The organism is Brevundimonas diminuta, assembly GCF_050310045.1.
GTDB classification, from domain to species: Bacteria; Pseudomonadota; Alphaproteobacteria; order Caulobacterales; family Caulobacteraceae; genus Brevundimonas; species Brevundimonas diminuta_F.
Genome location: NZ_CP190005.1, coordinates 2,883,298 through 2,910,000 on the forward strand (window position 1 = coordinate 2,883,298; position 26,703 = coordinate 2,910,000).

General features: G+C 65.3%; 19 protein-coding genes, 1 tRNA gene, 2 rRNA genes and 2 pseudogenes (1 of these 24 only partly in view). 10 read left to right on the top strand and 14 right to left on the bottom strand.

Annotated elements, in window-relative coordinates; genetic code table 11:
- Positions 1 to 30 precede the first annotated feature (30 nt).
- The 3 genes from ACORJG_RS13865 to ACORJG_RS13875 are packed head-to-tail and all read right to left on the bottom strand — an operon-like array spanning position 31 to position 5,808.
- The gene (locus ACORJG_RS13865) at positions 31 to 1,836 is read right to left on the bottom strand and encodes a DUF885 domain-containing protein (protein WP_427789893.1); all 1,806 of its coding nucleotides are present in this window, start codon (positions 1,834 to 1,836) and stop codon (positions 31 to 33) included.
- A gap of 39 nt (positions 1,837 to 1,875) precedes the next feature.
- On the bottom strand, positions 1,876 to 3,945 hold the full coding sequence (locus tag ACORJG_RS13870; protein WP_427793062.1) for a M13 family metallopeptidase: 2,070 nt from the start codon (positions 3,943 to 3,945) through the stop codon (positions 1,876 to 1,878).
- A 54-nt stretch (positions 3,946 to 3,999) separates the two neighbouring features.
- The gene (locus ACORJG_RS13875; protein WP_427789895.1) at positions 4,000 to 5,808 is read right to left on the bottom strand and encodes an aspartyl protease family protein; all 1,809 of its coding nucleotides are present in this window, start codon (positions 5,806 to 5,808) and stop codon (positions 4,000 to 4,002) included.
- A 145-nt stretch (positions 5,809 to 5,953) separates the two neighbouring features.
- On the opposite strand from ACORJG_RS13875, the gene ACORJG_RS13880 reads away from it, so the two are divergent.
- The 7 genes from ACORJG_RS13880 (at position 5,954) to ACORJG_RS13910 (ending at position 16,695) form a co-directional block, all read left to right on the top strand.
- Positions 5,954 to 6,769: a TrmB family transcriptional regulator gene (locus ACORJG_RS13880; RefSeq protein WP_427789897.1), complete on the top strand. Its 816-nt coding sequence runs from the start codon at positions 5,954 to 5,956 to the stop codon at positions 6,767 to 6,769.
- A gap of 6 nt (positions 6,770 to 6,775) precedes the next feature.
- Entirely contained in the window at positions 6,776 to 8,848 is a 2,073-nt protein-coding gene (locus ACORJG_RS13885; RefSeq protein ID WP_427789899.1) for an alkaline phosphatase D family protein, read from the top strand.
- Positions 8,849 to 8,866: 18 nt separating this feature from the next.
- On the top strand, positions 8,867 to 9,775 hold the full coding sequence (locus ACORJG_RS13890; protein WP_427789901.1) for a GNAT family N-acetyltransferase: 909 nt from the start codon (positions 8,867 to 8,869) through the stop codon (positions 9,773 to 9,775).
- The gene (locus ACORJG_RS13895; RefSeq protein WP_427789903.1) at positions 9,772 to 10,254 is read left to right on the top strand and encodes a YybH family protein; all 483 of its coding nucleotides are present in this window, start codon (positions 9,772 to 9,774) and stop codon (positions 10,252 to 10,254) included. The genes ACORJG_RS13890 and ACORJG_RS13895 overlap by 4 nt, the downstream gene beginning before the upstream one ends.
- Before the next feature lie 26 nt (positions 10,255 to 10,280).
- Complete coding sequence (locus ACORJG_RS13900; RefSeq protein WP_427789905.1) at positions 10,281 to 12,446, top strand: M3 family metallopeptidase; 2,166 nt, start codon at positions 10,281 to 10,283, stop codon at positions 12,444 to 12,446.
- Positions 12,443 to 13,540 (top strand): serine hydrolase domain-containing protein, encoded by a 1,098-nt coding sequence (locus ACORJG_RS13905; protein ID WP_427789906.1) that lies wholly within the window; start codon positions 12,443 to 12,445, stop codon positions 13,538 to 13,540. The genes ACORJG_RS13900 and ACORJG_RS13905 overlap by 4 nt, the downstream gene beginning before the upstream one ends.
- Positions 13,541 to 13,728: 188 nt before the next feature.
- Positions 13,729 to 16,695 carry a TonB-dependent receptor plug domain-containing protein gene (locus ACORJG_RS13910; RefSeq protein ID WP_427789908.1) on the top strand — a complete coding sequence of 989 codons (2,967 nt, stop codon included), beginning with the start codon at positions 13,729 to 13,731 and terminating at the stop codon, positions 16,693 to 16,695.
- A 406-nt stretch (positions 16,696 to 17,101) separates the two neighbouring features.
- Here ACORJG_RS13910 and ACORJG_RS13915 read toward each other — a convergent pair.
- The 3 genes and pseudogenes from ACORJG_RS13915 to ACORJG_RS13925 all read right to left on the bottom strand — a co-directional run.
- Positions 17,102 to 17,293, bottom strand: a pseudogene (locus ACORJG_RS13915) (transposase); the annotation flags it as partial.
- A gap of 35 nt (positions 17,294 to 17,328) precedes the next feature.
- A pseudogene (locus ACORJG_RS13920) lies at positions 17,329 to 17,628 on the bottom strand (transposase); the annotation flags it as partial.
- 86 nt (positions 17,629 to 17,714) lie between these two features.
- On the bottom strand, positions 17,715 to 17,918 hold the full coding sequence (locus ACORJG_RS13925; RefSeq protein ID WP_087138713.1) for a helix-turn-helix domain-containing protein: 204 nt from the start codon (positions 17,916 to 17,918) through the stop codon (positions 17,715 to 17,717).
- Between the two features lie 106 nt (positions 17,919 to 18,024).
- Here ACORJG_RS13925 and ACORJG_RS13930 point away from each other — a divergent pair, with 106 nt between their 5' ends.
- On the top strand, positions 18,025 to 18,546 hold the full coding sequence (locus tag ACORJG_RS13930) for a hypothetical protein (protein ID WP_427789910.1): 522 nt from the start codon (positions 18,025 to 18,027) through the stop codon (positions 18,544 to 18,546).
- Positions 18,547 to 18,560: 14 nt separating this feature from the next.
- A complete protein-coding gene (locus ACORJG_RS13935; RefSeq protein WP_427789912.1) occupies positions 18,561 to 19,403 on the top strand; it encodes a hypothetical protein in 843 nt (280 codons plus the stop codon).
- A gap of 2 nt (positions 19,404 to 19,405) precedes the next feature.
- Here ACORJG_RS13935 and ACORJG_RS13940 read toward each other — a convergent pair whose 3' ends face one another.
- The 5 genes from ACORJG_RS13940 to ACORJG_RS13960 form a co-directional block, all read right to left on the bottom strand.
- Positions 19,406 to 21,490: a recombinase family protein gene (locus ACORJG_RS13940; RefSeq protein ID WP_427789914.1), complete on the bottom strand. Its 2,085-nt coding sequence runs from the start codon at positions 21,488 to 21,490 to the stop codon at positions 19,406 to 19,408.
- A complete protein-coding gene (locus ACORJG_RS13945; RefSeq protein ID WP_427789916.1) occupies positions 21,487 to 21,693 on the bottom strand; it encodes a hypothetical protein in 207 nt (68 codons plus the stop codon). Before ACORJG_RS13945 ends, ACORJG_RS13940 begins: the two co-directional genes overlap by 4 nt.
- Positions 21,690 to 21,941 carry a hypothetical protein gene (locus tag ACORJG_RS13950; RefSeq protein ID WP_427789917.1) on the bottom strand — a complete coding sequence of 84 codons (252 nt, stop codon included), beginning with the start codon at positions 21,939 to 21,941 and terminating at the stop codon, positions 21,690 to 21,692. Before ACORJG_RS13950 ends, ACORJG_RS13945 begins: the two co-directional genes overlap by 4 nt.
- Before the next feature lie 11 nt (positions 21,942 to 21,952).
- Complete coding sequence (locus ACORJG_RS13955; protein WP_312120737.1) at positions 21,953 to 22,126, bottom strand: hypothetical protein; 174 nt, start codon at positions 22,124 to 22,126, stop codon at positions 21,953 to 21,955.
- 338 nt (positions 22,127 to 22,464) lie between these two features.
- On the bottom strand, positions 22,465 to 22,716 hold the full coding sequence (locus tag ACORJG_RS13960; RefSeq protein WP_427789919.1) for a hypothetical protein: 252 nt from the start codon (positions 22,714 to 22,716) through the stop codon (positions 22,465 to 22,467).
- A gap of 151 nt (positions 22,717 to 22,867) precedes the next feature.
- Between ACORJG_RS13960 and ACORJG_RS13965 the strand changes: the two genes are divergently transcribed.
- Positions 22,868 to 24,481: a recombinase family protein gene (locus tag ACORJG_RS13965; RefSeq protein ID WP_427793064.1), complete on the top strand. Its 1,614-nt coding sequence runs from the start codon at positions 22,868 to 22,870 to the stop codon at positions 24,479 to 24,481.
- On the opposite strand, the gene ACORJG_RS13970 is transcribed toward ACORJG_RS13965, so the two are convergent.
- From ACORJG_RS13970 to ACORJG_RS13980, 3 genes are all read right to left on the bottom strand, one after another.
- Positions 24,438 to 24,514, bottom strand: a tRNA-Met gene (locus ACORJG_RS13970). The two genes, ACORJG_RS13965 and ACORJG_RS13970, sit on opposite strands and share 44 nt — an antisense overlap.
- 57 nt (positions 24,515 to 24,571) lie before the next feature.
- A 5S ribosomal RNA gene (gene rrf, locus ACORJG_RS13975) occupies positions 24,572 to 24,686 on the bottom strand.
- 75 nt (positions 24,687 to 24,761) lie between these two features.
- A 23S ribosomal RNA gene (locus ACORJG_RS13980) occupies positions 24,762 to 26,703 on the bottom strand (it continues 839 nt past the right edge of the window).

Sequence of the window (26,703 nt, forward strand, 5' to 3'; positions counted from 1 at the left end):
CGGCGGCTGCGAAATTTGAAATCCCGGCGTTCAAAGGCGCCCGGCCAACACCGTCATCGGCATAGGTCCGGACATGACGACGCGGTCGTGGAAGGCCTTGAGCGAGAAGCCGGGACGGCGTTCGGCCTCGGCCCGCAGGCGGGCGATCTCAATCTCGCCCAACTTATAGGCGCAGGCTTGGCCCGGCGCGGCGCAATAGCGTTCGATCTCACGCGTGGCCCGGTTCTCGGGCTCGGCGGCGGTGGCGGTCATGTAGCGGATCGCCTCTTCGCGGCTCCAGCCCTTGGCGTGCAGGCCGGTGTCCACCACCAGGCGCGCGGCGCGGAACAGGAAGCTCTGCAGATAGCCGATGCGGCCGAAGGGATCGTCGTCGTAGAAGCCCATCTCGTCGGCCAGACGTTCGGCGTACAGGCCCCAGCCCTCGGAATAGGCCGAGAAGCCGGTCAGACGGCGGTACAGGGGCAGGTCCCCCGCCTCGCGCGCCAGGGCTCCCTGGAACAGGTGGCCGGGGGCCGCCTCGTGATAGGTCAGGGTCTTCAGGCTCCAGCGCGGCCAGTCCGCCGTGTCCTTCAGATTGATGTAATAGACGCCCGGCCGCGTCCCATCCAGGCTGCCGCCCGAGGCGTAGCCGCCCGGCGCCCCGCCCTCGATCTCGACCGGGATGCGGCGGATTTCGAAGCCGCCGCGCGTCACGGTGGCGAAGACCTCGGGCATCCGGGCGCGAACCCGCGCCATTTCGGTCTCCAGATAGGCCAACAGTTCGGCGCGTCCGGCGTCGGTGTTGGCGAACAGGAAGCGCGGCTCGCGGTTCAGGGCGGCGACGCGCGCGCCGACCGTGCCCTGCGTATAGCCCTGGGCCTTCAGCAGGCCGTCGAGGCGGCCGGTCAGTTCGGCCACCTGGTCGCGGCCGATGCGGTGGATCTCGTCCGCCGAATAGGCCGTGGTCGTATAGGTCCTCAGGTTCAGCGCGTAATAGGCCTCGGGGTCCGGCAGGCGCGAACCGATCCCGGCGTCGTGGACGGCGCGGGCGCGGTGGCGCTCCAGCGCCGCGATCTGGCGCGTCAGGGCCTGGCGGATCGGCCCCTCGAACAGGGCGACGGCCGCCGTCTCGGGATCGTCCAGCCCCTGGTCGCGCGCGCGGCGCGTCAGGGAGCGGATCATGGCCTTATCGCGCGCCTGGCCGTCGCGCAGGGCCTTCAACTGGGCCAGGGCGCCGTCCAGCAGGAAGTCGGGCGGGACGATCCCGGCGGCGGCGTTGGCCTCGGCCCGGTCGGTGTCCTGGTCCAGGGCCCTGGCGAAGGCGGCCATGCGCGAGAGGGCCGCATCGACGTCCTCGGCCGTCTTGACCGGATGCTGCGCGTCCAGAAAATCCGGCGTCGTGGAATAGACGCCGCCGATCTGGCTGACGATGTAGGGGCTTTCGCGCCAGCTTTCCGACTTGTGGAAAGGGAAGGCCCTGTAGCCCGCCGAGCATTCAAGCTGGAACAGGGCGATTTCCCGGCTCAGGCGCGCCTCGGCCGAAAGGGGCGCCGGATCCACCGCGCGCACGGCGGCCAGATCGGCGGCCGCCTTGTCCCGCGCCGCCGTGGCGGCCGATTGAGACCGATCCGCCAGCTTGAAGCGCTGGGCCGCACGCGCCCCGACATCCAGGCCCAGGCCCGTCACCACTTCCGGCGCCCGGTCCAACCCGGCCTGGAGCTGGCCGTCCAGCAGGGCATCCAGTTGGGCGTCGGCGGTGCTCGTCTCCGCCCAGGCCGAGCCGGAGGCCGCCGCCAACGCCAGGCCCGAGCCGGCCGCCAGCATCCCTCGCCTGTTCATGCGCGTCATGTCGATCATAGGTCTCTCGTTCCCCCGCCCTGCTCGCTCAGCCGCGACTTACCACACCGGCACGCGCTTGGCTGGCTGCAGATAGAGGGCCTCGTCCGGCTGAACGTCGAAGGCGGCGTACCAGGCGCTCAGATTGCGTGCGGCGTCCGCACGATAGGGGCCCGGCGCGTGCACGTCGGTCAGCAGGCGGCGACGCAGGGCCGCATCGCGGTAGCGGCTGCGGTAGTTCTGGGCCCAGCCCAGGAAGAAGCGCTGCTCCCCGGTAAAGCCATCCAGAACCGGCGCCTCAGCCCCCTTCAGCGACAGTTTCCACGCATCGAAGGCCGCAGACAGCCCCGCCACGTCGGCGATGTTCTCGCCCAGGGTCAGGCGCCCGTTCACCGAAGCATCGTCGAAGGGCTTGTAGGCGTCGTACTGGGCGATCAACTGATCGGTCGCCGCGGTGAAGCGCGCCTTGTCAGAGGCCGTCCACCAATCCCGCAGCCGCCCGCGCGCGTCGAACTGAGACCCCAGGTTGTCGAAGCCGTGTGTGATCTCATGGCCGATCACGCCGCCGATCGCGCCATAGTTGACGGCCGGATCGGCATTGGGATCGAAGAAGGTCGGCTCAAGGATGGCGGCCGGGAAGATGATGGAATTCTGCGACGGGGCGAACAGGGCGTTCACCTCCTGCGGGACCATGAACCACTCGCCGCGATCAACGGGCTGACCCAGCTTGGCCAACTGGCGGCGGTATTCGATCAGGCTGGACCGCTCCAGGTTGCCGAAGGCGTCATCGGCCCGCACCGTCAGGCTGGCGTAGTCGCGCCATGTGGCGGGATAGCCGACGCCGACGCGCATCGCCTTCAGCTTGGCCTGGGCCTCGGCCTTGGTCTGGGGCGACATCCAGTCCAGCCCTTCGATGCGGCGGGCGAAAGCGGCCTTGATATTGGTCACCATGGCCTCGACCTCGGCCTTGGCTTCTGCCGGGAAATAGCGCGCGACATACATCCGGCCGACGGCGTCGCCGAGCGCGCCGTTGGTGGCCGCCACCGCCTTCTTCCATCGCGGCGATTGCTGCGGCGTGCCCGACAGGGCCTGGCCGTGGAAAGCGAAATGCTGCTCGACGAAGGCCTTGGACAACCAGGGCGCGGCGCGGTCGACAGCATGGAAGGCCAGATAGTCGCGCCACGCCTCCATCGGCTCGGAAGCCGCGAGCGCCGAGAGGCCGGCGACAGCGTCGGTCTGCCAGACCTTGACCGTCTGCTGCTGAGCCAGGCCGGCGGCGGCGAAGAAGGCGTCCCAGTCCAGACCCGGCGCGCGCTGAGCGAACTCGGCCCTGGCCCAGGTGTTGTTGGCCTTCTGCACGTCGCCCGTGTCCAACTGGCTCCAGTGGCTGCGGGCGATACGGGCCTCAAGCGCCATGACGCGTGCGGCGCGCGCTTCAGCCTGATCGAGACCCGCCAGACGCAGGGTCGCCGCCACATGGGCCTGATACTGGCGGCGCAGGTCGGCGAAGCGCGGCGCCAGGTCCAGGTAGTAGTCGCGGTCCGGCATCCCCAGCCCGCCCTGCATCAGATAGGGGGCGTAGCGCTCCGGCTCGTCCAGGTCCTGGGCCACCCACAGGCCCAGCGGCCGGTCGGTGTAGTAGTTGGTGGCGTTCAACGGATCGACGTCCGCCCGCATGACGCCGCCCAGATAGGCCGACAGGGCGCGGCGGTCGTTCAGGGCCGCGATGCGCGCCAGTTCGGCCTGGACCGGCTGGGCGCCCCTGGTCTCCGCCGCCGCCTCGTCCATCAGGCTGGCGTAGAAGTCGGCCACCTTGGCGGCGTCCTTGTCCTTGCTGGCCCGCGCCTGGGTGATCAGCTCCAGCACCCGGCCGTCGGCCTTCTCGGCGAGGACGCTGAAGGTATTCCACACCGAGCGGTCGGCCGGGATCTCGGTCGTCTTGACCCATCCGCCGTTGGCGAAGGCGAAGAAGTCGTCGCCGGGCCGCACCGCCCGGTCCATGCCCGCGGCGTCGAAACCGAAGGTCCCATAGGCGGGGGCCGGATGCTCGGCCCGGCCCGCGTCGGGGCTGGAGCAGGCGGCCAGCAGGCTGAGAGCCGAGGCGGCGGCGAGGACGGTGCGCAGGTTCATCTTCACGGTTTCCTCCCGGTGGGATCCGGTTCTGTCGGGTACGGCGCCGAAGCGTCAGAAATAGTCGGCCAGGGTCAGGGCGCGGCGCTCGCCGCCTTCCAGCGTCAGGTTTACCTGGCGCCCAGCCGCAGCCTCGCCCCAGTGGTTCTCAGGGTCGATGCCGCCGCCATCGATGTCGATGATGACGTCGCCCGCCATCCATCCGCCCGCCTCGGCCGGAGAGCCCGGGGCGACGAAGCGGACGATGCGTCTGCCGTCGCGCACGATGGTGTTCAGGCCCGAGCGATCACGCGCCAGCGGTCTGGCCACATCCGGCCCCGGTTGCAGGAACAGCCGGTCGCCGCCGAAGTCGATCATCAGACGGAAGCGCGAGAAGATCGGCAGGCCGACGTTGGCCGCCGCGTCGTCGCGCGCCCAGACGCCGTCTGCGGGGCGCAGGGTCGTCGGCACGTTCTCGAATACATGGCCGCCGATGCTGAGGCGGCTGAGGTTGAACAGGGCGGACGGCGCCGCCCCTCCGACCCCGCCCGCCATAACGGCCGAGGCGCGCCGTCCCTCCAGCACCCGCGCCTGAGCGGCGTAGCCTGGAAACAGGGCGAGCGGCGAACCGTTGCCCAGATCGAACATGGCCATGACGGTCGGCCCGTCCTCAATGGCGACAGGTACGGCGCGCAGACCCTTGACCGGCGTCAGGGGCAGTTCGACCGTACCCGGCGGCGGCGCGAAGGCCTCGGGCGCCACCAGGCGAATTCGCCGTGCGGCGAAGTCGATGTCGGTGATCGCCTGGTTCATCATCTCCTTGCCGAGCAGAACCGGCACGGGGCGCCCCAGGGCCTGAGTGATCGGCGACAGGTCCATGATCGCCACAGTCACGCCCTTCAGCTCCGCGCCGCCCAGGCGCACGTCGAAGCCGCGCGCGATGGAGACGGTCTCGCTGCCGCCGGTGCCGACGGCGGTGACCCCGCCCTGGCCGATCAGGCCGATCTGCTCGGCGAAGGCGCGATCGACCACTGTGACCTCGGCCCCGCTGTCGAGCATGGCGTCGACGGTCCGTCCCTGGACGGTCACGGGAATGAAGAGGCGGCGCTGCGAGAACAGCTCGAAATCCAGCCAGCCGCTGTCGGTGCGGCCCGGATCGAAGCGGACCACCTGGACGGCCTGGGGGCGGGCGAAAACGGCGTCGTCCAGCGACGGGTTAACCGTCAGGCTGTCGATCACCACCTGGCCGTCGGAATTGTCGTCGTCGTCGTCCACCGTCTGATGGAAGGGCAGGCGCACGCCGTCGACCCAGCGCCAGTCGGAATAGAGGACGATTCGACCCTCGCCCGGCGCGCTGAGGCGCACCCCGCACAGAGCGCCGTCGGCGCCATCGATGAGCAACTCATAGCGCCATCGCCCGGCGTCCGCCGCCACGGGCAGGCAGGCCCGCCCGTCCACGACCTCGGCCGGACCCACGCTGGGTCGCGCGCCGCGCGGCAGCCGCCCCAGCATCAGACCAACGGCGTTCAGTTCCTCCTCGGCCTGCTCGCGCGACAGAGTCTCGATCTGGCCGCTCATGGTGCGGCTCCAGCCTCCGGCCTCGGTCACGCCCGCGTCTTCATGCACCGGCCCCATTTCAGCCGTCTGCCGCGAGCGCCGCACGCCGTCCGGGCCGACGGCGAGCCACAGCCGCATCACGCCCTGCAGACCGGTGGTGGTCACAGTCCCCGACTGGCTGAGGCCCGTCAGGCCGTCGAAGGCGCTTCCGCCGCGCCAGGCGGCGTGGCGCCGCAACAGGATGTCGGCCGAGGGGGCGGTCTCGGCCAGGGCGGGGACGGCAGTCGCCAGGACCGCGGCGGACAGGAGAAAGGCGGAGATATTCATGCGACGACAATGACTAGTAGCATCAACTAGTCGTCAAATGAGAAATCTGTAATGATGAAATTGTGTCGGCGACATTACGCCGATTTCACTTTCCATAGCAGCCATCGCAACTAGGTTTATGCCCATGTCGCCTGAAGAGACCCTCATGCCCCTCGGCTTCACCGAAACCGAAGCGCTCGCCTATTGCGAGCTGCTGCGCGCCGGGCCGTCGACCGGCTATCGGATCGCCCAGGGCATCGGCAAGGCGCAGGCCAACACCTATAAGGCGCTGTCGACCCTGGTGCAGAAGGGAGCCGTCATCGACGACGGCGGCGAGCCGCGCGCCTTCAGGGCGGTGCCGCCCGAGCCCTTGATCGGCGCCCTGAACGTGCGCTTCCTCGATCAGACCGACGCCGCCGTCAGCGCCCTGGCGCAACTGAAGACACACCAGCCCGAAGATCGGCTCTATCAGCTTCGCACCCCGGAACAGGTCTGGGCCCAAGCCGAGGCCATGATCGACGCCGCGGTCGAGACCCTGGCGTTTGACTGCTTTCCTCAGGTCGAGGCCCGGCTGGCCGCCAGTCTGGCGCGCGCCGTCCAGCGCGGCGTGATGACGTGCGGTGTCGTCTATGACCACGCCGAGCCGCGTCCCGGCGGCTATCAGGTCGTCCGCTCCCGCACGGCCGAGGGCGTGCTGAACCGCTGGCCGGGCGCCGAACTGCGGATGGCGGCGGACGCCAGCCAGCATCTTCTGGCCCTGTTCGCCCCGGATCTGGGCGAGGTCCGCCACGCCCTGTGGAGCGACAGCGTCTATCTTTCGGTCCATCAGCACTACGCTCTGTCGGCCGAGATACGCCTGCACGCCCTGCCCGTGCCCGAGCCCGACTTCGCGCCGCAGTTGAGCATCGCGGGCCTGCATCCCCCCGGCCTTCGCAGCCTCCTGGGCCTGAGCCCGGACGGCGCCCCTCTTCACAACGAGTGAGCCTTGATGAGCCCTGCCGACCGTCGTGAATTTCTCGCCGCCGCCGCGGCCTCCTTCGGGGCCGCACTCGTCCTGGCCGGCCCCGCCTCCGCAGGGTCGAGGCGCGCCGTGCGTCCTGCGCCCGATCGCTTCCCCCAGGGCGTGGCCTCGGGCGATCCGCAGCCGGACAGCGTCATCCTGTGGACCCGCCGCCCGCCGGTCGCGGGCCGGGACGGCGGCGCCCTGACGGTCGAGGCGGCCGAGGACGAAGGCTTCCGCCGCGTCGTCGCCCGGGCCTCGCTCACGCCGCTGGAGACCGCCGACTGGACCTGCCGGGTGCTGGTCGCCGGGCTGAAGCCGGGGCGGACCTACTGGTACCGCTTCATCGACGCCGACGGCGCGGCCAGCCGCACGGGCCGCACCTTCACCGCGCCAGCCGAGGACGATGCGACCCCCGCCCGCTTCGCCTTCGTCAGCTGTCAGAACGTCAACCTGGGCTATGCGACGCCCTATCGGCGCATGATGGTCGAGGACGCAGGCAAGCCCGAGGCCGAGCGGCTGCGCTTCGTCCTGCATCTGGGCGACTTCATCTATGAGATGATCTGGTCGCCCGAGGACCAGCCGACCCTGCAGGGTCGCACGGTGCGCGAGATCGGCCCGTTGCCGACGGGGGCCCGCGTCGGCGCCATCCAGGTCCCGACCACCGTGGCCGACTATCGCCACGTCTATCAGGCTTATCTGGCCGACCCTGACATCCAGGACGCGCGCGCCCTGTGGCCCTTCATCTGCGTCTGGGACAACCACGAGTTCTCGAACCGCTGCTGGCAGAGCCAGATCAACTACGACGGCTCGCGACCGGCCCAGAGCCTGAAGGCGGCGGCCAACCAGGCCTGGTTCGAATACATTCCCGCGCGCGTGCGCGGCGACATCGAAGGGCTGGAGCGTTTCCTGCCCCCTCCGGTGAAGGACGCGCCCCTGACCGATTTCGACGCCGAGGGCCTGTCGCATCAGGCGGACAATCAGGCGGCGATCAACAGCCTGCTGATCACCCGCGCCCTGCGCTGGGGTGCCCATGTCGAGCTGATTCTGACCGATAACCGCTCCTTCCGCTCCCAGGCGGCCGCCGAGCGGGAGGACGCCGCCCCCTTCGCCGTGCGCGGCTTCCCCTGGTACGCGGCCCAGGACGCGGTCGAGGCGCTGGACGCGGGCCGCGCCCTGCCCGGCGGCGCGCCCGCCACGATCCGCTTCGGCGGCCAGGACCTGCCCAACACGCGACGCGACGCCCGGCCCGGCAGCATGCTGGGCGCCCGCCAGAAGGCCTGGCTGAAAGAGCGGCTGACCGGCTCGACCGCGCGCTGGAAGCTGTGGGGCAATTCGGTCGGCATGCTGCACCGGCGCACCGACTGGCAGAACCTGCCCGAGGGGATCGAGGCCGACTGGCCGTCTGAAGGCTACGGCCTCTACGGCACGGACGACTGGTGCGGCTATCCGGCCGAGCGGCGCGAACTGCTAGCCTTCCTCGAGGCCGAGGGCGTGACCAATGTCGTCACCCTGGTCGGCGACCGGCACAGCTTCTTCGCCGGCCTGCTGTCGCCGGACCTGCCGCCCAGCGACTATCGCCCGACGGCGGCCGAGTTCGTGGTCGGCTCGATCTCGACCCCGTCCAGCTTCGAGGCGGCAGAGGCGGCCCTGCCGCTGGATCGGCCGCTGTCGCCCGCCTATCTGCATCGCCCGCCCCAGAGCGGGCCGGTCCAGCCCGCCATGAACCTGGCGGTGCGCCACGGCGTGCGCGCCTGTTACGCCCTGAAGGCGACCGGCCGGGTCGAGGACGCCCTGGCCGTCTCCAATCCCGAGGTCGCGCCGCACCTGGCCTTCGCCGACCTGGGCGGCCACGGCTACGCCCTTGTCCTCGTGACCCATGACGCCCTGGAGGTCGAGTTCGTCGCCACGCCGCGCCCGATGCGCCCGGCGGAGGGCGAGGCCGGCATTCCCCTGGCCTATCGCGTGGCCCATCGCCTGCCCGCCTGGTCTCCCGGCCAGACGCCCCGTCTGGAACGCACCCGCCAGGACGGCGTCGCGCCCCTCATCCTCGACATCTGACAACTGGAGCGCACTGGAGTGAGACATCCTTCGCTCGACTTCCACCCCGCCGACGTGCTGCCGCTGGGCGAACTGACCCTGTTGTGGCGCGAGGTTTACGCCAACTATCCCGTCCCCCTGCCCTTCACCGAGGACGAGCTCGACCGCTTCATCTCCATGTCGGCCATCGACCTGAGGCTGTCGCTGGTGGCGGTCGCGGACGACGTGCCCGTGGGTCTGTCCTTCGCCGCCGCCGCGGGGGCCGAGGCCTGGGTCGGCGGCTTCGGCGTGATCGACGCCCATCGGCGCACCGGCATCGGCCTGGCCCTGATGCGACGGCAGTGCCGCGTGCTGGAGGCCGCCGGGGCGACCGAGACCCGCCTTGAGGTCATGACCACCAATCGGGCGCGGCGGCTCTATGCCTCGGCCGGCTTCGTCGACCGCCGCCGCCTGGTCAGCTTCAACAGCCCGGCCATGGGCGCGGGGGCCGATCCGCTGGTGGTCCTTCAGCCGGAACAGTTGCCCGACCTGCATCGCCGGCTGCACGTCGGCGTCAGCGCCGCCCCCTGGCAACGCAGCGAGGCCAATGTCATGCGCGCCGTCCTGCGCGACCGGCTGACCGTGCTCGGCTGGCGCTCGAGCCTGGGGATCGCCGCCTATGCCGTCGAGCAGAACTCGGGCGGGGTGTCCCGGCTGATCGACGTGGCGGCGGAAAGCAGCCATGCGGCCGAGGCCGTCATCGCCTCCCTGGCCGCCCGCGTCCGGGGACGCCGCCTCTGCCTGGGCGACGAGCCGGCGGACTCGCCCATCGCCCAGGCCCTGCGCCGCTTCGGCGCCGCGCCGCGCACCCAGAGATACGAGATGATGCGCCTCAGCGCCCAAACCCAGAGCCAGGCGCCGACAAGCCCGGCGCCCCGCACGACGACCTTGCAGAGGTGCGCCGGATGAAGACCCTTCTCGACCGCCGTCTGGCCCTGACCCTGGCGGCCGGGGCCGCCCTGCTGCCCGCCGCGCGGGTCGCCGCGCGCGGTCCTGACGACCGCTGGGCCGAAGGGGTGTTCCAGCTGTATCGCGGCCTGATCAACAGTCACGACTTCAGCCTTCTAGAGCGCCACGTCATCGCCTCGGACGCCGTCTTCGTCTTCTCGGATCAACGTCACGAAGGCATCGCGGCCGTGCGCGCCGGGTTCGAACGCACCTGGTCCATCCTGCCGGACGAAGTCTACGAGATGACCGAGGGAGAATGGCTGATCGACGGCGCCGATTTCGCCGCCTGCACCTTCCGCTACAGCTATCGCGGGACCCTGGCCGATGGCCGCGTCCTGAGCGGGGGCGGCCAGGGGATCAACCTGTTCCGCCGCACCGAGGGACGCTGGCGGCTGACCTTTGAACAACTGACGCCCGACACGCGCACGGCTGGGGCCTGATCGCGCCCCCATTTTCGGAGATACCCATGACGACTTCCCCCGCCCTGTCGCGGCGCGGCATGCTGGCCGCCTCGGCCGCCGCCTCCCTGTTCCTGACCGCCCGGCCCAGCGCGGCCTCGATCGGCGGCGTGACTTTCGTGCGCGACGCCGCCGCCCTGGCCGGCAATCCGGTCTATGCGCCCTGGCCCGGCCCGAACGGCGGGGTTCCGCCATGGGACAAGGTCAAGGTCGAGCACCTGAAGCCCGCCCTGGTCCAGGCCATGAAGGACCAGTTGGCCAACATCGACCGCATCACCGTCAACCGCGCGGCCCCCACCTTCGACAACACCGTGGCCGCCTATGAGGCCTCGGGCCGCGCGCTGGAGCGGGCGGGAACGATCTACGGCGTTCTGTCGTCCAGCCTGTCCACGCCCGAGTTCCGCGCCGCCCAACCCGAGCTGGAGGCCCTATTCGCCGCCCACGCCAACGCCATCAACCAGAACGCAGCCCTCTACGCCCGCATCAAGGCGGTGGAGGCGACGCGCGAGACATTGAATCTGACGCCGGAGCAGCAGCGCGTCGTCTGGCTGCACCGCACCGATTTCATCCGCGGCGGCGCCGAACTGTCGCCCGCCGCCCGGATCCGGGTCGGAGAAATCAGCCAGGAGCTGTCGCAGAAATTCACCGCCTTCCGCCGCAATCTGCTGGCCGACGAAGAGACCTGGATCGTCGTCGACGATCGCGCCGCCCTGCGCGGCCTGCCCGACGCCTTCATCGACGCCCTGGCCATGGCCGCCGAAGAGCGCGGGCTGAAGGGGCGCTGGGCCATCGTCAACACGCGTTCGTCGGTCGACCCCGTGCTGACCTACGCCGACGACCGCGACCTGCGCCGCCGCGTCTGGACCGCCTTCATCATGCGCGGCGACAACGGCGACGCCAACGACAACAAGGCGCTGATCGCCGACATCCTGAAGCTGCGCCACGAACGCGCGGGCCTGCTGGGTCACCCGACCCACGCCCATATGCGCCTGCACAACACCATGGCCCAGACGCCCCAACGCGCCATGACCCTGCTGGAGCAGGTCTGGCGCCCGGCTGTCGCCCGCGTCCATGAAGAGGTCCGGGACATGCAGACGCTGGCCGATGGCCAAGGCGGCGGGATCAAGATCGCGCCCTGGGACTACCGCTACTATCAGGAGAAGGTGCGCAAGGCGCGCTATGACCTCGATGAAGGCGAGGTGAAGGCCTATCTGCAGTTGGACCAGTTGCGCGACGCCATGTTCTGGGCCGTCGGACGCAACTTCGGCTGGACCGTCGTGGCGGCCGACCTGCCCGTCTATCACCCCGACGTCTCCGCCTGGCAGGTCAAGGACGCCCAGGGCCGCCATATCGGCTATTTCTACTTCGATCCCTTCGCTCGCAGCGGCAAGCGCTCGGGCGCCTGGATGAACCAGATCCGCAGCCAGGAGCGGTTCGCCGGCGCCGTCACGCCCGTCGTCTCCAACAATGAGAACTTCGTGAAGCCTGCGCCGGGCCGTCCGGCGCTGATCTCCTGGGACGACGCCACCACCCTGTTCCATGAGTTCGGTCATGGCATGCACGGCCTGGCCTCGGACGTGGTCTATCCGTCCGTGTCGGGCACCAATGTGCCGGGCGACTTCCTCGAGTTCCCGTCGCAGATGTGGGAGTTGTGGCTGTCGGACCGCCAGATCCTGAGCCGCTTCGCCCTGCATCACGAGACCGGCCGCCCGATGCCGACAGAGCTGATGGACAAGGTCGAGCGCGCCCGTCACTTCAACCAGGGCTTCGCCACGGTCGAGTTCCTGGCCAGCGCCATCGTCGACATGCGCTACCACCTGGCCGAGACGCCGCCATCGGACCCGGCCGCCTTCGAGAAGGCGGTGCTGGCCGAGATCGGCCTGCCGGACGAACTGGTCATGCGCCATCGCAGCCCGCAGTTCGGCCACATCTTCGCGTCCGACAGCTATTCGGCGGGCTATTACGCCTATCTGTGGGCCGACACCCTGGTGGCGGACGCGGGCGAGCGCTTCGCCACGGCGCCGGGCGGTTTCTTCGACCCCGAGCTGTCGCGTCGCTACTACGACATCGCCCTGAAGGTCGGGAACAGCCGCGACCCGGCCGAAACCTATCGCATGCTGATGGGGCGCGACGCCGATCCGGCGGCCCTGCTGCGCAAGCGGGGGTTCGCATGAGCCTGGCCTCCCTCGCCGCCGCCACCCTGCTGACCGCCTCGCCTGCCGAGGCAGCGCTGCAGAGCGCTGTCGCCGCCCTGCCCCGCCCCTCCGCCATTCATCTGGAGGGGCGCTGCCTTCCCCAGGGCCGGGGCGCCGCCGTCGGCCTGGCCGACGCGGACGCCGGTCGCCCGATGACGGTCGACACCCCGCTGCGCATCGCCAGCAACACCAAGACCTTCACCGCCGCTACGGTCCTGCGCCTGTGGGAGCAGGGACGGCTGGACCTGGAGGCGTCGATCACAGGCCTGATCGCGCCCGAGTTGGACGCCCTGCTACGCGCTCGGGGCTACGATACCGAGCGGATCACGGTGCGCCATCTGCTGATGCATAGTTCGGGTCTCTACGACCACGGCTCGGACCCGCGCTTCACCCAGACCCTGTTCGGCGATCCCAAACGGCGCTGGTCGCGCGAGGACCTGGTGCGGCTGTCGATGAGCTACGCCGGGCCCCAAGGCGCGCCTGGCGAGAAATTCCTCTATTCCGACACCGGCTACATCCTGCTGGGCGACATGATCGAGCGGATTACCGGCCAGTCCCTGGCTGCAGCGGTGCGCGACCAGCTGGGCCTGGACCGGCTGGGTCTGGCCTCCACCTGGTGGGAGATCATGGAGCCGCAGCCGGGGACCGCGCCCGACCGCGCCCGTCAGTTCCTGGGCGAGCGCGAGGCGACCGGCATCGACGCCTCCATGGATCTGTATGGCGGCGGCGGCCTGGTGATGTCGGCGCGCGACATGGCCCGCTTCATGGCCGCCCTGTTCGAGGGCCGCGTCTTCGCCCGGCCCGAGACCCTGGCCGAGATGACGCGGCCCGGCGCCCACCCCGGCGGCGACCACTACCGCATGGGGCTGATGGCCTACGGCGAGGGGCAGGCCCGAGCCTACTGGCATTCTGGTTTCTGGGGCACCGTCGCGTATTACAGCCCGACCAGGGGCGTCGCCGTCGCGGGCGTCACCGTGAATCAGGACGGCTATAGCGCTCTGGACAAGCATATTCAGGCCCAGATCGACGGGTTCATCCCGTCCGCCTCCTGTACGAGAGAGAGTATTCGCTGATTTGGATCTTCTATCACGATAAAGCATAAGACCATATTTTGCCAGATTGCTGTAATATTACACATATCGATGCTATTTTGCATCACCTATATGAATTGATTTATTCTGAAGCAATTATTGTTGAAGTAATTTATTTGCAAAATAGCGTTCTCGACCTGCGCTTCTTTTGAAAACGCAGGCGTCAATAAATGCGTCGCGTAGGCGACCAGATCGAGAAACACATGCATTACCAAAAATCATTCTTAATGGCCGGATCAGCTTTGGCCTTGGCCTTGGCGATCCCCAGCACCTCCGCCCACGCGGAAGCTGACGAAGCCCAAGCCACCCACGTCGAGGACATCATCGTCGTCGGCTCACGCATCCGCCGAGACGTCTACAACTCGCCTTCGCCGGTTCAGGTCGTCACTCGCGAAGACGCCACACTTCAGGGATACGCCTCGACAGCCCAGGTTCTCCAAGGCACCGCCATCACGGGCGGCGTGACCCAGACCGATGATTCCCGCGCTGGTTACAACGTCGACGGAGGCGCGGGGGTAAACACCATCGGTCTGCGCGGTATGAGTTCCACCCGGACACTCGTGTTGCTTAACGGCCGTCGCGTCTCTCCCGCTGGCACGCGTGGTTCGGTAGGCGCGGCCGACCTCAACGTCTTGCCGAGCGCCATGATAGAACGTGTTGAAGTTCTGCGAGACGGTGCGTCATCTGTTTATGGCTCTGACGCCGTCGCAGGGGTCATCAACCTGCAAACGCGCAAAAACTTCGAAGGACTATCCATCAACGCCACGACCAACATCCCTCTGGACGCAGGCGGGGCTGGCCAGAACAGCCGATTGTCGATCGTCGGCGGCCTTAGAGGCGATACGTGGCGCCTGGCCGGTGCTGCTGACTACTTCGAACGCAACGAAATGACGTTGCGAGATCGCGACTTTGCGCGCTGCAACCGCCTGATGCAGCGCGATCCCAAGACGGGCGCCAGCCTAGATTACATTGATCCGACGACTGGCAAGGCCAAGTGCTTCCCGACGAACGGCTCAGGCGCTTCGATCAACCTGATCGGCACCAGCACGCGCGCGGGCGTCGGCGCGCCTGGCGCTATCGGCGACCAGTTCAACCGGTGGCGCCCTAACCCTGCCGTCGACAAAGGTTTCGTCGGGTGGGAAGGCGTAGGCGGCACGGGCGTCAACCTGGACGTGCGCGATTCATTCGACGACCAGATGCTGAACCGCTCGTTGATCTCTCCCACGAAAAACCTGAACCTCTACGCCGAAGGCGGCTATATGCTGAACGCCCTGGGCAATGCAGAAGCCTACTTCGAGACCATGTATTCGCGGCGGGAATCCTATCAGACTGGGACACGCCAGTTTAACCCCGACTACGCCGTCGGTAGCCCCTTGCTTCCATCCAGTCTTTCATGGAGCCGCTACGGTGCTGACGAAGGCATGAGCAAGGGCAAGGATGTGGCCGTCAAGGCCTTCACGCTCGACCAGAACACAGCCCACCAGGACGTCGACTTCCAGCGTCACATCATCGGACTGAAAGGCGATCTGACGCCTCTCGAAGGCTGGCGATACGACGGCTATTTCAGCTACGCCCGCTCCGACGCCGAATACCGTCAACGCCAGTACCTCATTAGCCGCCTGTCGGAAGCCCTCGATGTCGTGGAGGGACCAAACGGCAAGTTCGTCTGTCGAGAACTCTCCAAGAATCCCGACTGCATCGCCGCGCCAGCCCTTTCGGCGGATATGCTCAAAGGCAAGATGCCGGCCGATTTCCTAGCCTATGTCTCACCGGTGGATATCGGCAGGACCACCTATGAGGAAACCGTCCTGGCCGCCGGGATCGATGGACCGCTGTGGTCGTTGCCGGCAGGTCAGGTCATGGCCTATTTCGGCGCGGAATATCGCCGCGCTTCGCTGCTCGACACCCCCTCAGAGGCGTCACGCGCATCGGACCTCCTCAACTACACCTCGTCCGACATCACCAAGGGCGACGATTCGGTGGTCGAACTGTTTGGCGAGTTGGATGTGCCCCTGCTCAAGAACCTGCCGCTGGTGCAGGATCTGAGCCTGACAGCATCCTATCGGTATACCGACTACGCCTCCTACGGCGACGACTCCACCTACAAGCTTGGTCTATTCTGGCGCATGAATGACTGGCTGAGCTTCCGCGGTTCTTACGGCACCTCCTACCGCGCGCCCGCCCTCTACGAGCAATTCGTGGGCGACACGTCTGGCTTCGGTAACGCTCTGCTGGATCCCTGCAACAATTTCGAGACCAAGGACGCCTACATCAAGGCGAACTGCGCTTCGGAAGGGCTAGCGCCAGGATTCACCCAAAAGGGAAGCATTAAAATCATCCAACGCGGCGGAGCCGAAACGGGCCTTGCTGCGGAAACCAGCAGCAACCTCACACTTGGAGGCGTCTTTACACCACGACTCAAGAAGGGCTGGGGCGACCTGGCTCTGGCGATCGACTACTATGAAATCGAGGTCAACAACGGCGTCTCACAACTGGGCTCTTCCAATATCCTGAACGATTGTTATGCATCGACGCCTGACGAGTTCAAAAAGCGTCTGGGGCTATGTCGGTTGATTAGCCGGAATGAGGACACCGGCCACGTGCGCGTCCTCGACTCCTACGTCAACATCGCCACCGATATCGTCAAGGGCGTCGATTACAACCTGCGCTATCGCAACGACGTCGGCCCCGGCCAGGTGGCATTCAATCTGGGCGTCAGCTACATGGCTACCCAAGAACAGACCCTGTTCGCTGACGACCCCGCAATCGAAAGCGCAGGCGACATTGGCTTTCCCCGATACAGTGGGACGGCTGACCTAGCCTATGCCGTGGACAACTGGCTGGTCCGCTGGGGTACGGAATGGGTTGGAGAGATGAGCGGCTATGAGCGCCGCAAACTTGATCCCGCCACGTCCATCTACAACCTGCGTACGCCAAACTACTTCCTGCACCATCTCTCGGCGCAGATCCGCGCCGACGAATGGACCGCCACCTTCGGCGTACGAAACGTCTTCAACGTGAACCCGCCGGAAATTTCGGCGACGTCCTGGTACTCGGTGTTCGGAAACGCGCCGCTGGTATCGTCCTATGACTTCGCCGGGCGGACCGCCTTCATCAACCTGAGTCGCTCTTTCTAACCTATTGCCCGGGCGGGCCATTCAGCCTGCCCGGGATATTTTGACTGCTGCATCGCTTCCGGATGAACTTGGCATCACCGGCGACTGCCCGTTGTCCACCTCGCTTCGACAGCTTCAAGGTCAATCTCGTCGATGATGACACCCTAGGTCCTAGCTCCGCCACACGTGAGATCGCCGCCTCCATAGCTTTCACTTGCGGGCGTATGAGAGGCTGACGGTCGATGTGAATGAGCAGAACGCCCAAGCGCTCGGCTTCTATAAACGGCTGGGGCCGGGGCAGCTATTCGGGGTTGAGTTGCTTCCACAGAGCGGACCTTCTGAACTTCCGCGATGAGTCGAGGCCGTGTAAGAACGCGCGGAGCAGGTTCGATCCGGATCAGACCTTGAGGCGCAGAGCGCCATCGTTTCAGGCCCTGATCGCGTTCATCAGGGTCTTCGCTCCCAGCACCGCCATCACCCGTTTCATGTTGTAGGCAAGGATGTGGAGGCTGATCTCGGTCTTCACGTTGGGCAGGCGCTTCATCAGGAAGTGGGTGTGGCCCATCCAGGCTTTGATCGTGCCGAACGGATGTTCGACCAGGCTTCGCCGTTCGCGCATGGCGCGAGGCCTCAGGTCCATCCGGGCCTGGAGCGCAGCCGTCCCGTCAGCCACATCAGTTCGACGTTGCGCTGCGCCTCACGCTCCAGTCGTCGGCTCGACTGCACCTTGTTCAGATAGCCGTAGACGTAAAGCTTCAGCATCAGGGCCGGGTGATAGGCCGGTCGGCCCGTCGCCGCCGGCGTCATGCCGTCAAACCCCAGCCCCTTCAGATCCAACTCATCGACGAAGACATCGACCACCCGGACCGGATTATCCTCGGCCACATAGTCATCGAGACATTCGGGAAGCAGCGTCTGCTGCCGACGATCGGCACCCTGAACGAAGCGGCTCATAATCCACCTCCTGCTGACCTCAGGAGGCTACCCTAATTCGCTCGGATAGAAGGTGTTTTCACACAGCCTCAGTCAGAAGCCGCTGTTCAATCGAACAATTGCGCAGGATGAATCTCTAGCGCTTCCGCCAACTTCACCAGGAACGCCAATGAGGGGTTCTCCTCGCCGCGCTCAATGCCTGCGAGATAGCGCATTGCCATGCCCGCTTCATGCGCAAGCGCCTCTTGGCTGAGCCCTTTCGCTCGCCTCAACCGCCTCACATTGGCGCCGACTCGGTCCTCCCATCGCATGGGCGCATGGGGACTGCGACGCCGCACAAGCTCTAGGAACTATCTTGCCTAACTTTCTGGCAACCCTTCATGGGCACTATGTTGCCTATTGATAGGGAGGCATATAATGTCCAAGGGCATTCTGTTGGCTGGAGCCATGCTGACGTTGAGTTTCACAGCCGCAGGACCTGCATCTGCACAGTCCGACGACTGCTCCACGAATGGCGGCTACCCGCCCGGCAGCCCCAATGCGGTCATGGCGCGGATGCGGAACATCGCCAGCGGCGCCTATGCGGCTTGCGTCGAAGCCCAGCGCGCACGTACGCCGCCCGTGAACTGGACGCCGACGCGCATTCGCGCCGCTGCGCGTCGGGCGGTGACGGACAAGCTGCGTGATCCGTCATCCGCCCAGTTCCGAAATGTGCGCCGCATCGAACACTCCAACGGCTCGACCATGTTCTGCGGCGAGGTGAACGGTCGGAACGCCTATGGCGGCATGTCGGGCTTTCAGCGGTTCGAAGCCGGCGTGGATCGCACAGGCGACGCCTCGGCTTTGATCGACGGCGGTGAAGAACTGAACACCACCTACTTCGAAGGCGCCTGGAACCAGTTCTGCGGCCGCATCGCCGGCACGCCCGTTCAGTTCTAACGGAGGGGGCGGTCATGGCGATGAAGTCGATGTTTCCTAGAACTGCGGTCATGGCAGCCATTGCTGCATTGGCCGGCTGCGCCACCACGCCGCCGCCGGAGGTGCGGATGATCCCCACGGCCGATCACGGCGTGGGCGTGCGCTTCTCGCGCGGCAACGCCTTGATGGTGTCCAACGGCCCGGCGGGCGCGATCATGCTGTTGCCGGTCCGGTACAACGACACCCAGAAGTTCTTCTTCTCGATCGCCGCCTTCAACACCTCGGGCTATCCGATCAACATCGGATCGGAGGACGTGCGCCTCTATCTGGATGGGCAGCCCTACAGCGTTCAGGACTTCGACTACCTGCGCCACACGGCGCGCATGACCGCCCAGCGCGAGATGAACCTGGCCTGGGCCGACGCAGCGGTGGAGTACTTCCTCACCGTTCAGGAGATGGAGGATCATCCCCGCCGCCACGACATAGCCTACCGCAGCGCCTCGGGGCAGCTGCAGGCGTCGCACGACCACATCCAGCGGCGTCTGCGTCAGACCATCTCCACCTTGGGACGGACCATGCTGGAGACGACGACCATCGACCCCGGCACGGCGCATGGCGGCGCGATCCTGGCCGAGCAGATCGTCATCCCCGACGGCATGGTCCGCGACATGGTGATCGAAGTGCGCTTCGGCGGCTTCCCGCACCGCTTCCGACTAAACCTGGCGCCCTCGGGCACCTACGCCCCGACGCCGGTCGACATCCCGGCCGTACCCGCCCAGGTCACGCAGGAGCTGATGCGCACCCGCGAGACCTGGCACTGGACCGACGGCCCGCCGCCGTCGCCGGCGATCTTCAAGGGCATGCCGGTGATCGAGTAGTCCTAGGCCGCCGCCTCGATGCCTTCCTCCCCGCGATAGACTCTGATGGAGATCGCCGAGACCAAATCCACCTCGGTGGTATTGAACGGCAGATGCACAGTCGTTTCCCGTCGCCGCCGAATGACTTCAGGCGACGGGGGCGAAGCAGAAGCCCAAAGATATCCAGCCTGCTCCTTCCACCCATAGCGCGCCAACAGCCCCCGCTTCTGCATATAGTTCATGGCGTAACGAACACGCTCGGCCTGTGGCGATCGCTCAGAATAATCAGGGTCCTCACCCCACAATTCCGCCAAGCCGTCGATGAAGTCCTTCCTCGAAACGGGATGGGAGGCGTCGTCCAACATACGCGTCATCATCTCCAGAACAGCGTAGCCGCCCTGCTCCAGGCGCATGTCGGACGGGAAAAGGTCGATCTCCAACTCAACCAGCACGGTCGCATGGCCCTGCATGCTTTCCGGACGAGAAGCATGCTGAACCACGCGACTGAGGTCGGCCAAACCCAGGGCACGGGTGAGGTTGCCCACAACGGTGATGCGGACCGGTCCAATGCCGCGCCCATCAGCGTTTTCCTCCTCAATGGGTGAGATCGTCACGCTCTCGATAAGCGACCGAATGAGTTCGCGCGCTCGAGCCGCGTCCCGTTCGTCAGAGGCCAGATTCGCCTGGAGATCGGCGACGACCGCCCGCATGCGGGCGATGATCGCCTCATCATCGAGAGGAAGATCGGCGCCCGCGGGTTCAGCCTTCAGCGCGCGCACAACCATAGCGCGTTCACTTTCCACCTTGGCGAGTTCTTCCAGGACCACATTGCGAACGGCGTCTTGCAGATCGCCCTTTCGCAAATCGCCCGTCAGGACCTGCTTGGCTTTCTCCAGGCCGTCCAGTCGGGTCTGCAGCTCATTTCGCTTGGCTCCCCACTCATTTTGAGCCAGCTCCAACTCACGGCGGTATTCCGCGACGAAAGGCTGGATAAAGCGGGGCTCAAGGAACTCAGACGCCAGCACGCCGACCACCACGCCTTCGATCTCTTCGCGATCGACGCGCCGGCGGTTGCTGCAAGCATGGCGCTCCGCCCGGCCGACACAGCCCATCTTCACCTGAAGAACTTGGTACTTCGCACCGCAAACGCCGCACCGGCACAAGCCTGACAGAAGGTATTCAGCCTTGCGTTTGGTGTGGAAATCAGGCGTCTCATTCGCGGCCAGACGTTCCTGCACCGCATCAAAAAGATCATCGGGGATGATCCGCAAATCCGGAGCCGCGACGACAGTCCAATCGTGCTGTGCCCGCACCTGAGCCTTCTTCGTACCGGCGCGTCGGTTCCGTTTGATCTCCGTACGACCCCAAACCGTCTCGCCCTTGTAGAGCCGATTGCGCAGGATGCCTGTACCCTTGTGTTTGTTGCCATACAGGGCGCCAGGACGCCACGGCCGTCCGCCGGGTCCTGGAACACCCTCCTCCGTCAAGGCGCGGCAGATGTCTCTAACGCTCAACTCCGCAGCATAGTCACGGTACATGCGAAGGATCACACCCGCTTCCGTCTCCACGATTTCACGATGGCCGTTCTCTATCGACCCATCCGGGCGGATGACCGGAACCTTCCGATAGCCATATGGAAGCCGCCCGGATTGACGCCCCTTAAGGACGGTTCCTTCCACTCCACGGCGGGACTTCAAACTCATGTTCCTGGCGTATTCGGCGTTCTGAAAGGCGCTGAAAGTCGCCGCCATCTGCGTCACTTCGCCAGAACGAACGGTGTGGATACCGATATCCAAGGCTTCGAGCTCTTCGAGAACGGAATGAAGTCCCGAGGCCTGCCGCGTTATCCGGTCCAGATCTTCAGCGACGAGAAATTCGTACGTGCGGCGTTCGGCATCAGCCATAAGCGCCGCAAATCCCGGACGCCCCATGAAGGACTGGCCACTGCATTCAGGGTCGGAGTAAGACGCCACCCAGATTCCACCCTGTGCGCGCACATACTCTTCGCAAATCCTGAGTTGATCCTCGATCGACTCCTGGCGCTGATGAGTGGTGGAATATCGCGCATAGCCGACGCATCGCTTGTTCTTCAGGGATTGAAACGTCATGCCGCCACCTCGCCGTCAATGGCGGCATGACGCTCCATAAAGGCGCGTTCTCGCGCGAGCCTTTGTGCGTCCAATCGCGCCAGCGCCAAGACGATGGGGATCAACTCATCACAGGGTTCGCCTGTCTGAAATTCCGTCTCGTGGCGCTCGAGACGCTGCTGTCGCAACAGCTCTTCGAACGAATGGGAGACCTGACGTTTCATCGATTTCCCTCGCTGCTGCCCGCACCGTCGGTCGGACCGGTCACGTAGGTGACGAAGGTGTCGATCTTCCCAGTCGCCATACGTTCGAAGCAGATGCCGACGCCGTCAAAGCCGGCCGCCTCAAGCTGCGACCGCAGTTCGTCAATCTGCGACAGGGACGTGGCCGTCGCCTGGAACCGTTTAACAACAGCAGCCAACACTTCGTCGTTCGCCGGCGAAGGTCGCCCCTCCCCCGTGCGGCGCCCCAAGAAACGGCCCCTCATTGCTGCGCCTCCGGTTGGACGCGACGCATGTGGAAGTGATCCGGATCATTGGGATCGACTTCCAGGATCATGTCGTAGACCACGCCGTCGCAGATCATCTGCGTGCGGACGCCAGCCTCTTGGGTGGGTTCTGCGGGCTGTTCGGCAGAGAGAGCGGGATCTTCGTTCATTTGTATTTCCATTAGTGGGCGCCGCCGTTGAGCCTCCGCGAGGGGACGACAGACGAATTGGATTTCAGGGCGCACGTCATCGGCTTCGCGCGGAAGCGCGAATGACGACGGACCGGATTGTTGGGGGTGGTCGGCCGCTGAACGCGGCCGCGGATCAGTCGCCGACCGCGGATGCAGCGCGTTGACGCGCCAGCCGCGCTAGGGCGCGGATCGTCGGCAGGAGGAGGGAGACAGCCGCCTCACAAGACGTCGTCGACGCGTCTTCGACCCAGGGAGGGATCAGCGGCCGCGCCGGACTACGGCGGTCCGGCCGCGGCGACAGGCGGATGACGTTGGCGTCAGTCGTCATGGGCGAGCACCAGCTGGATGCGATGGCTGGGCACGAGCGCTTCGACGATCGCCGGATAGCCGTCCTCTTCGATGATGAGGTGGCCGACCAGGGCCCGCTCGCGACGCAACTGCTCGCTGACGGCGGACAGGTCCGCAGCCTCCAGACGCATCCGCAGCGCCTCACCGCCCATCAGCCGGACGGAATATTCTTTCTGGTCAAGGGCATCGACGTCCGCCGGAGCCCCATGGGCGACGCGCATAAGCACTCCACGGGTTGAATGTTCCCGCAGAATGCGATAGCCAGACAGCAATGTCAAGTTACAGGCATAAATCGCCCTATCCGTTCATATAAGGCAGCACGACAGGCCCCGTCAACCCCTTTTTTGCAGAAAACTTCAAACCGGATTTCCCTTGGTTCTTCCACCTAAGAAACGCGCCCTCTACGGCCGCCATTCCTCCGACCTCCAGAACGCCCGATCGACCGCAGACCAGATCGCACTGCTGCGCGAGGCCTGCCGAGCTGAGGGCGTCACGGACGTTCTCGTGTTCACGGACGAGGCCGTTTCCGGCAGCGCGATCGCCAATCGGCCAGGACTGCGCGCCCTCCTCGCTGCGGTGGAGCGCGGCGAAGTCAGCGATGTCATGGCCGAGGCGCTCGACCGGCTGTCGCGCGACCAGGAGGACATCGCCGGCATTTTCAAACGCTTCTCCTACGCCGGAGTCACGCTGAAGACCCTAGCCGAAGGCCCGATCGACAGAATTCACATCGGACTGAAAGGCACGATGAACGAACTCTTCCTTCACGACCTGGCCGTGAAGACGCGTCGCGGCCTGACCGCACGGGTGAAGGCCGGCTTCTCGGGCGGCGGCCGCTGCTACGGCTATGACATCGTCGGCAAGGGCGAACTTCAGCCCAACCTCCATCAGGCCAGCGTGATCAATTCGATCTTCGCGCGCTACGCCGACAAGGAATCGCCTCGCGCCATCGCCCACAGCCTGAACGCAGCAGGCGAGCCCGGGCCGCGGGGCGGGACATGGACGCCGTCGACCATCCATGGCGACCGCCGCACAGGCGACGGCATCCTGCACCAGGAACTCTATATAGGCGTGCGGGTGTTCAATCGGCGCCGCTACCGCAAACACCCCGACACCGGACGCCGCTCATCGGTGCTGAATCCGCCGGAAGACTGGATCCGTCAGCCCGCTCCGGAACTGCGCATCATAGATGATGAACTCTGGGCGCGGGTGCAGAGCCGCAAAGCGGAACTGTCCGCCCTGCCCGCCGCCCAGGGCCGCAAACCGAAACGCCTCCTCTCCGGCCTGATGAAATGCAAGCAGTGCGGCTTCAGCATGACCCTGAACGCCGGCAAGTATAACTGCAGCGGACACCGCGAACGCGGGACCTGCTCCAACGGCAAGATCATCGCCGCCACGACAGTGGAAAAGCGCGTCCTCACCGGCATCAAGACCCACCTGCTGTCGCCTGAAGCGATCGCGGAGGCCGTCAGAGCCTTTCACGCCGCCGCCGAGACGGAGCGCCGGGCCCTTCAGGTTGAACGGGCGCCGCTGGAACGCGAACTGGCGGAGATTGAGCGCAAACTGAAGCGCGCGCAGACCATGTGCCTGGAGGGCGCGATCGAGACGGACGAACTGAAAACGATCAGCGCGCCGCTGAAGGCCCGCCGGAGCGAGATCCAGGCCCGACTGGCGGTCGACGCCGCCCCGTCGGTGATCCAGTTGCACCCCGGCGCGGCCGAGGCCTATCGGCGGCTGGCGGAAAACCTGCACCAGGCCATCGAAGGCGACGACGGCGAGGAGGTGCGCGCGGAGTTGCGCAAACTGATCGATCGCGTGGACTTCATCCCGGCGGAGGGGCTGGGCAAGTTCCAGCTGGAGGTGCACGGCAGCCTGGCGGCGCTGTTGGCGCTGGGCCAGGTCCAGAAAGCAGAAAACCCCACAGGGGGTGCCTGTGGGGTATCACTGGGTGCGGGAGCAGGATTTGAACCTGCGACCTTCAGGTTATGAGCCTGACGAGCTACCGGGCTGCTCCATCCCGCGGCAAGGCGGTGCGTAAAGGAAGAAGGTTCGAGACTATCACTCATGTGTGTCGGGTAGACCCGGCGGCGACCTACTCTCCCGCGCCTTAAGACGAAGTACCATCGGCTCTGGAGGGCTTAACGACCGAGTTCGGAATGGGATCGGGTGGGGAACCTCCGACAGAGCCACCAGGTCAACCCGACACACACGAATGAGAAGATATTGTCTTTGATTTCGACAAGTAAAGTCGAATGAGTTTTGCTGAGAAACGATCAAGCCGATCGGATTATTAGTACCAGTAAGCTTCACACGTCACCGCGCTTCCACACCTGGCCTATCAACGTGGTAGTCTTCCACGATCCTCAGCGAAGCCTTGTTTTGAGGTTAGTTTCCCGCTTAGATGCTTTCAGCGGTTATCTATTCCATACTTAGCTACCCTGCTGCGCGGCTGGCGCCACGACAGGTCCACCAGAGGTATGTCCATCCCGGTCCTCTCGTACTAGGGACAGATCCTCTCAAGCTTCGAACACCCACGGCAGATAGGGACCAAACTGTCTCACGACGTTCTGAACCCAGCTCACGTACCACTTTAAACGGCGAACAGCCGTACCCTTGGGACCTGCTCCAGCCCCAGGATGTGATGAGCCGACATCGAGGTGCCAAACTTTGCCGTCGATATGGACTCTTGGGCAAAATCAGCCTGTTATCCCTAGAGTACCTTTTATCCGTTGAGCGATGGCCCTTCCACGCGGGACCACCGGATCACTATGGCCGACTTTCGTCTCTGCTCGACTTGTCAGTCTCGCAGTCAGGCTAGCTTATGCCATTGCACTCGACGACCGATTTCCGACCGGTCTGAGCTAACCATCGCGCGCCTCCGTTACACTTTGGGAGGCGACCGCCCCAGTCAAACTACCCACCACGCCATGTCCCGGGACCGGATAACGGCCCTCGGTTAGACGTCAACGACAGTAAGGGTGGTATTTCAAGGATGGCTCCACCAGAGCTGGCGCCCCGGTTTCATAGCCTCCCACCTATCCTACACATACGGTCGCTAACGCCAAGGCGAAGCTATAGTAAAGGTTCATAGGGTCTTTCCGTCTGACCGCGGGAACCCCGCATCTTCACGGGGAATTCAATTTCACTGAGCCTGTGCTGGAGACAGTGGGGAAGTCGTTACGCCATTCGTGCAGGTCGGAACTTACCCGACAAGGAATTTCGCTACCTTAGGACCGTTATAGTTACGGCCGCCGTTTACCTGGGCTTCAGTTCGGAGCTTTCACTCCTCCCTTTAACCTTCAGGCACCGGGCAGGCGTCAGACCCTATACGTCGCATTGATGCTTCGCAGAGCCCTATGTTTTTGCTAAACAGTCGCTACCCCCTGGCTTGTGCCACTCAGTCCTGGTTGCCCAGGGTGAGTCACGCTTATTCCGAAGTTACGCGTGCAATTTGCCGAGTTCCTTCAGCACAGTTCTCTCAAGCGCCTTGGTATACTCTACCTGACCACCTGTGTCGGTTTCGGGTACGGTCTCTGCTGGAGTTATTTCCAGGGACGACGCCACCGCCGGGAACAATCCAATAAGCCCCGACGACTTATGCCATCCGTCACATCCAGCTGGTGCAGGAATATTTACCTGCTTCCCATCGACTACGCTTTTCAGCCTCGCCTTAGGGGCCGACTAACCCTGCGCAGATTAGCTTTACGCAGGAACCCTTGGTCTTTCGGCGACAGTGTTTCTCACACTGTTTATCGTTACTCATGTCAGCATTCTCACTTCCGATACCTCCAGCCAACCTCACGGTTGACCTTCACAGGCTTACGGAACGCTCCGCTACCGCTTGCAGTAAACTGCAAACCCATATCTTCGGCGCATGGCTTTAGCCCCGTTACATTTTCCGCGCAGGATCGCTTGATCAGTGAGCTGTTACGCTTTCTTTAAAGGATGGCTGCTTCTAAGCCAACCTCCTGATTGTCAAAGCAATCCCACATCGTTTCCCACTTAGCCATGACTTGGGGGCCTTAGATGATGGTTAGGGTTGTTTCCCTTTTCACGACGGACGTTAGCACCCGCCGTGTGTCTGCCCGATAGTACTCCTGGGTATTCGGAGTTTGGTTAGTATTGGTACCGCTCGCGCAGCCCGCAACCATCCAGTGCTCTACCCCCCAGGGTATTCGTCGGACGCTCTACCTAAATAGATTTCGCGGAGA

Coding starts and splice junctions, on each gene's coding strand:
- ACORJG_RS13865 (WP_427789893.1), bottom strand. CDS start 1,836: ATGATCGACATGACGCGCATGAACAGGCGAGGGATGCTGGCGGCCGGC.
- ACORJG_RS13870 (WP_427793062.1), bottom strand. CDS start 3,945: ATGAACCTGCGCACCGTCCTCGCCGCCGCCTCGGCTCTCAGCCTGCTG.
- ACORJG_RS13875 (WP_427789895.1), bottom strand. CDS start 5,808: ATGAATATCTCCGCCTTTCTCCTGTCCGCCGCGGTCCTGGCGACTGCC.
- ACORJG_RS13880 (WP_427789897.1), top strand. CDS start 5,954: ATGCCCCTCGGCTTCACCGAAACCGAAGCGCTCGCCTATTGCGAGCTG.
- ACORJG_RS13885 (WP_427789899.1), top strand. CDS start 6,776: ATGAGCCCTGCCGACCGTCGTGAATTTCTCGCCGCCGCCGCGGCCTCC.
- ACORJG_RS13895 (WP_427789903.1), top strand. CDS start 9,772: ATGAAGACCCTTCTCGACCGCCGTCTGGCCCTGACCCTGGCGGCCGGG.
- ACORJG_RS13900 (WP_427789905.1), top strand. CDS start 10,281: ATGACGACTTCCCCCGCCCTGTCGCGGCGCGGCATGCTGGCCGCCTCG.
- ACORJG_RS13905 (WP_427789906.1), top strand. CDS start 12,443: ATGAGCCTGGCCTCCCTCGCCGCCGCCACCCTGCTGACCGCCTCGCCT.
- ACORJG_RS13910 (WP_427789908.1), top strand. CDS start 13,729: ATGCGTCGCGTAGGCGACCAGATCGAGAAACACATGCATTACCAAAAA.
- ACORJG_RS13925 (WP_087138713.1), bottom strand. CDS start 17,918: ATGCGATGGGAGGACCGAGTCGGCGCCAATGTGAGGCGGTTGAGGCGA.
- ACORJG_RS13930 (WP_427789910.1), top strand. CDS start 18,025: ATGTCCAAGGGCATTCTGTTGGCTGGAGCCATGCTGACGTTGAGTTTC.
- ACORJG_RS13935 (WP_427789912.1), top strand. CDS start 18,561: ATGGCGATGAAGTCGATGTTTCCTAGAACTGCGGTCATGGCAGCCATT.
- ACORJG_RS13940 (WP_427789914.1), bottom strand. CDS start 21,490: ATGACGTTTCAATCCCTGAAGAACAAGCGATGCGTCGGCTATGCGCGA.
- ACORJG_RS13945 (WP_427789916.1), bottom strand. CDS start 21,693: ATGAAACGTCAGGTCTCCCATTCGTTCGAAGAGCTGTTGCGACAGCAG.
- ACORJG_RS13955 (WP_312120737.1), bottom strand. CDS start 22,126: ATGAACGAAGATCCCGCTCTCTCTGCCGAACAGCCCGCAGAACCCACC.
- ACORJG_RS13960 (WP_427789919.1), bottom strand. CDS start 22,716: ATGCGCGTCGCCCATGGGGCTCCGGCGGACGTCGATGCCCTTGACCAG.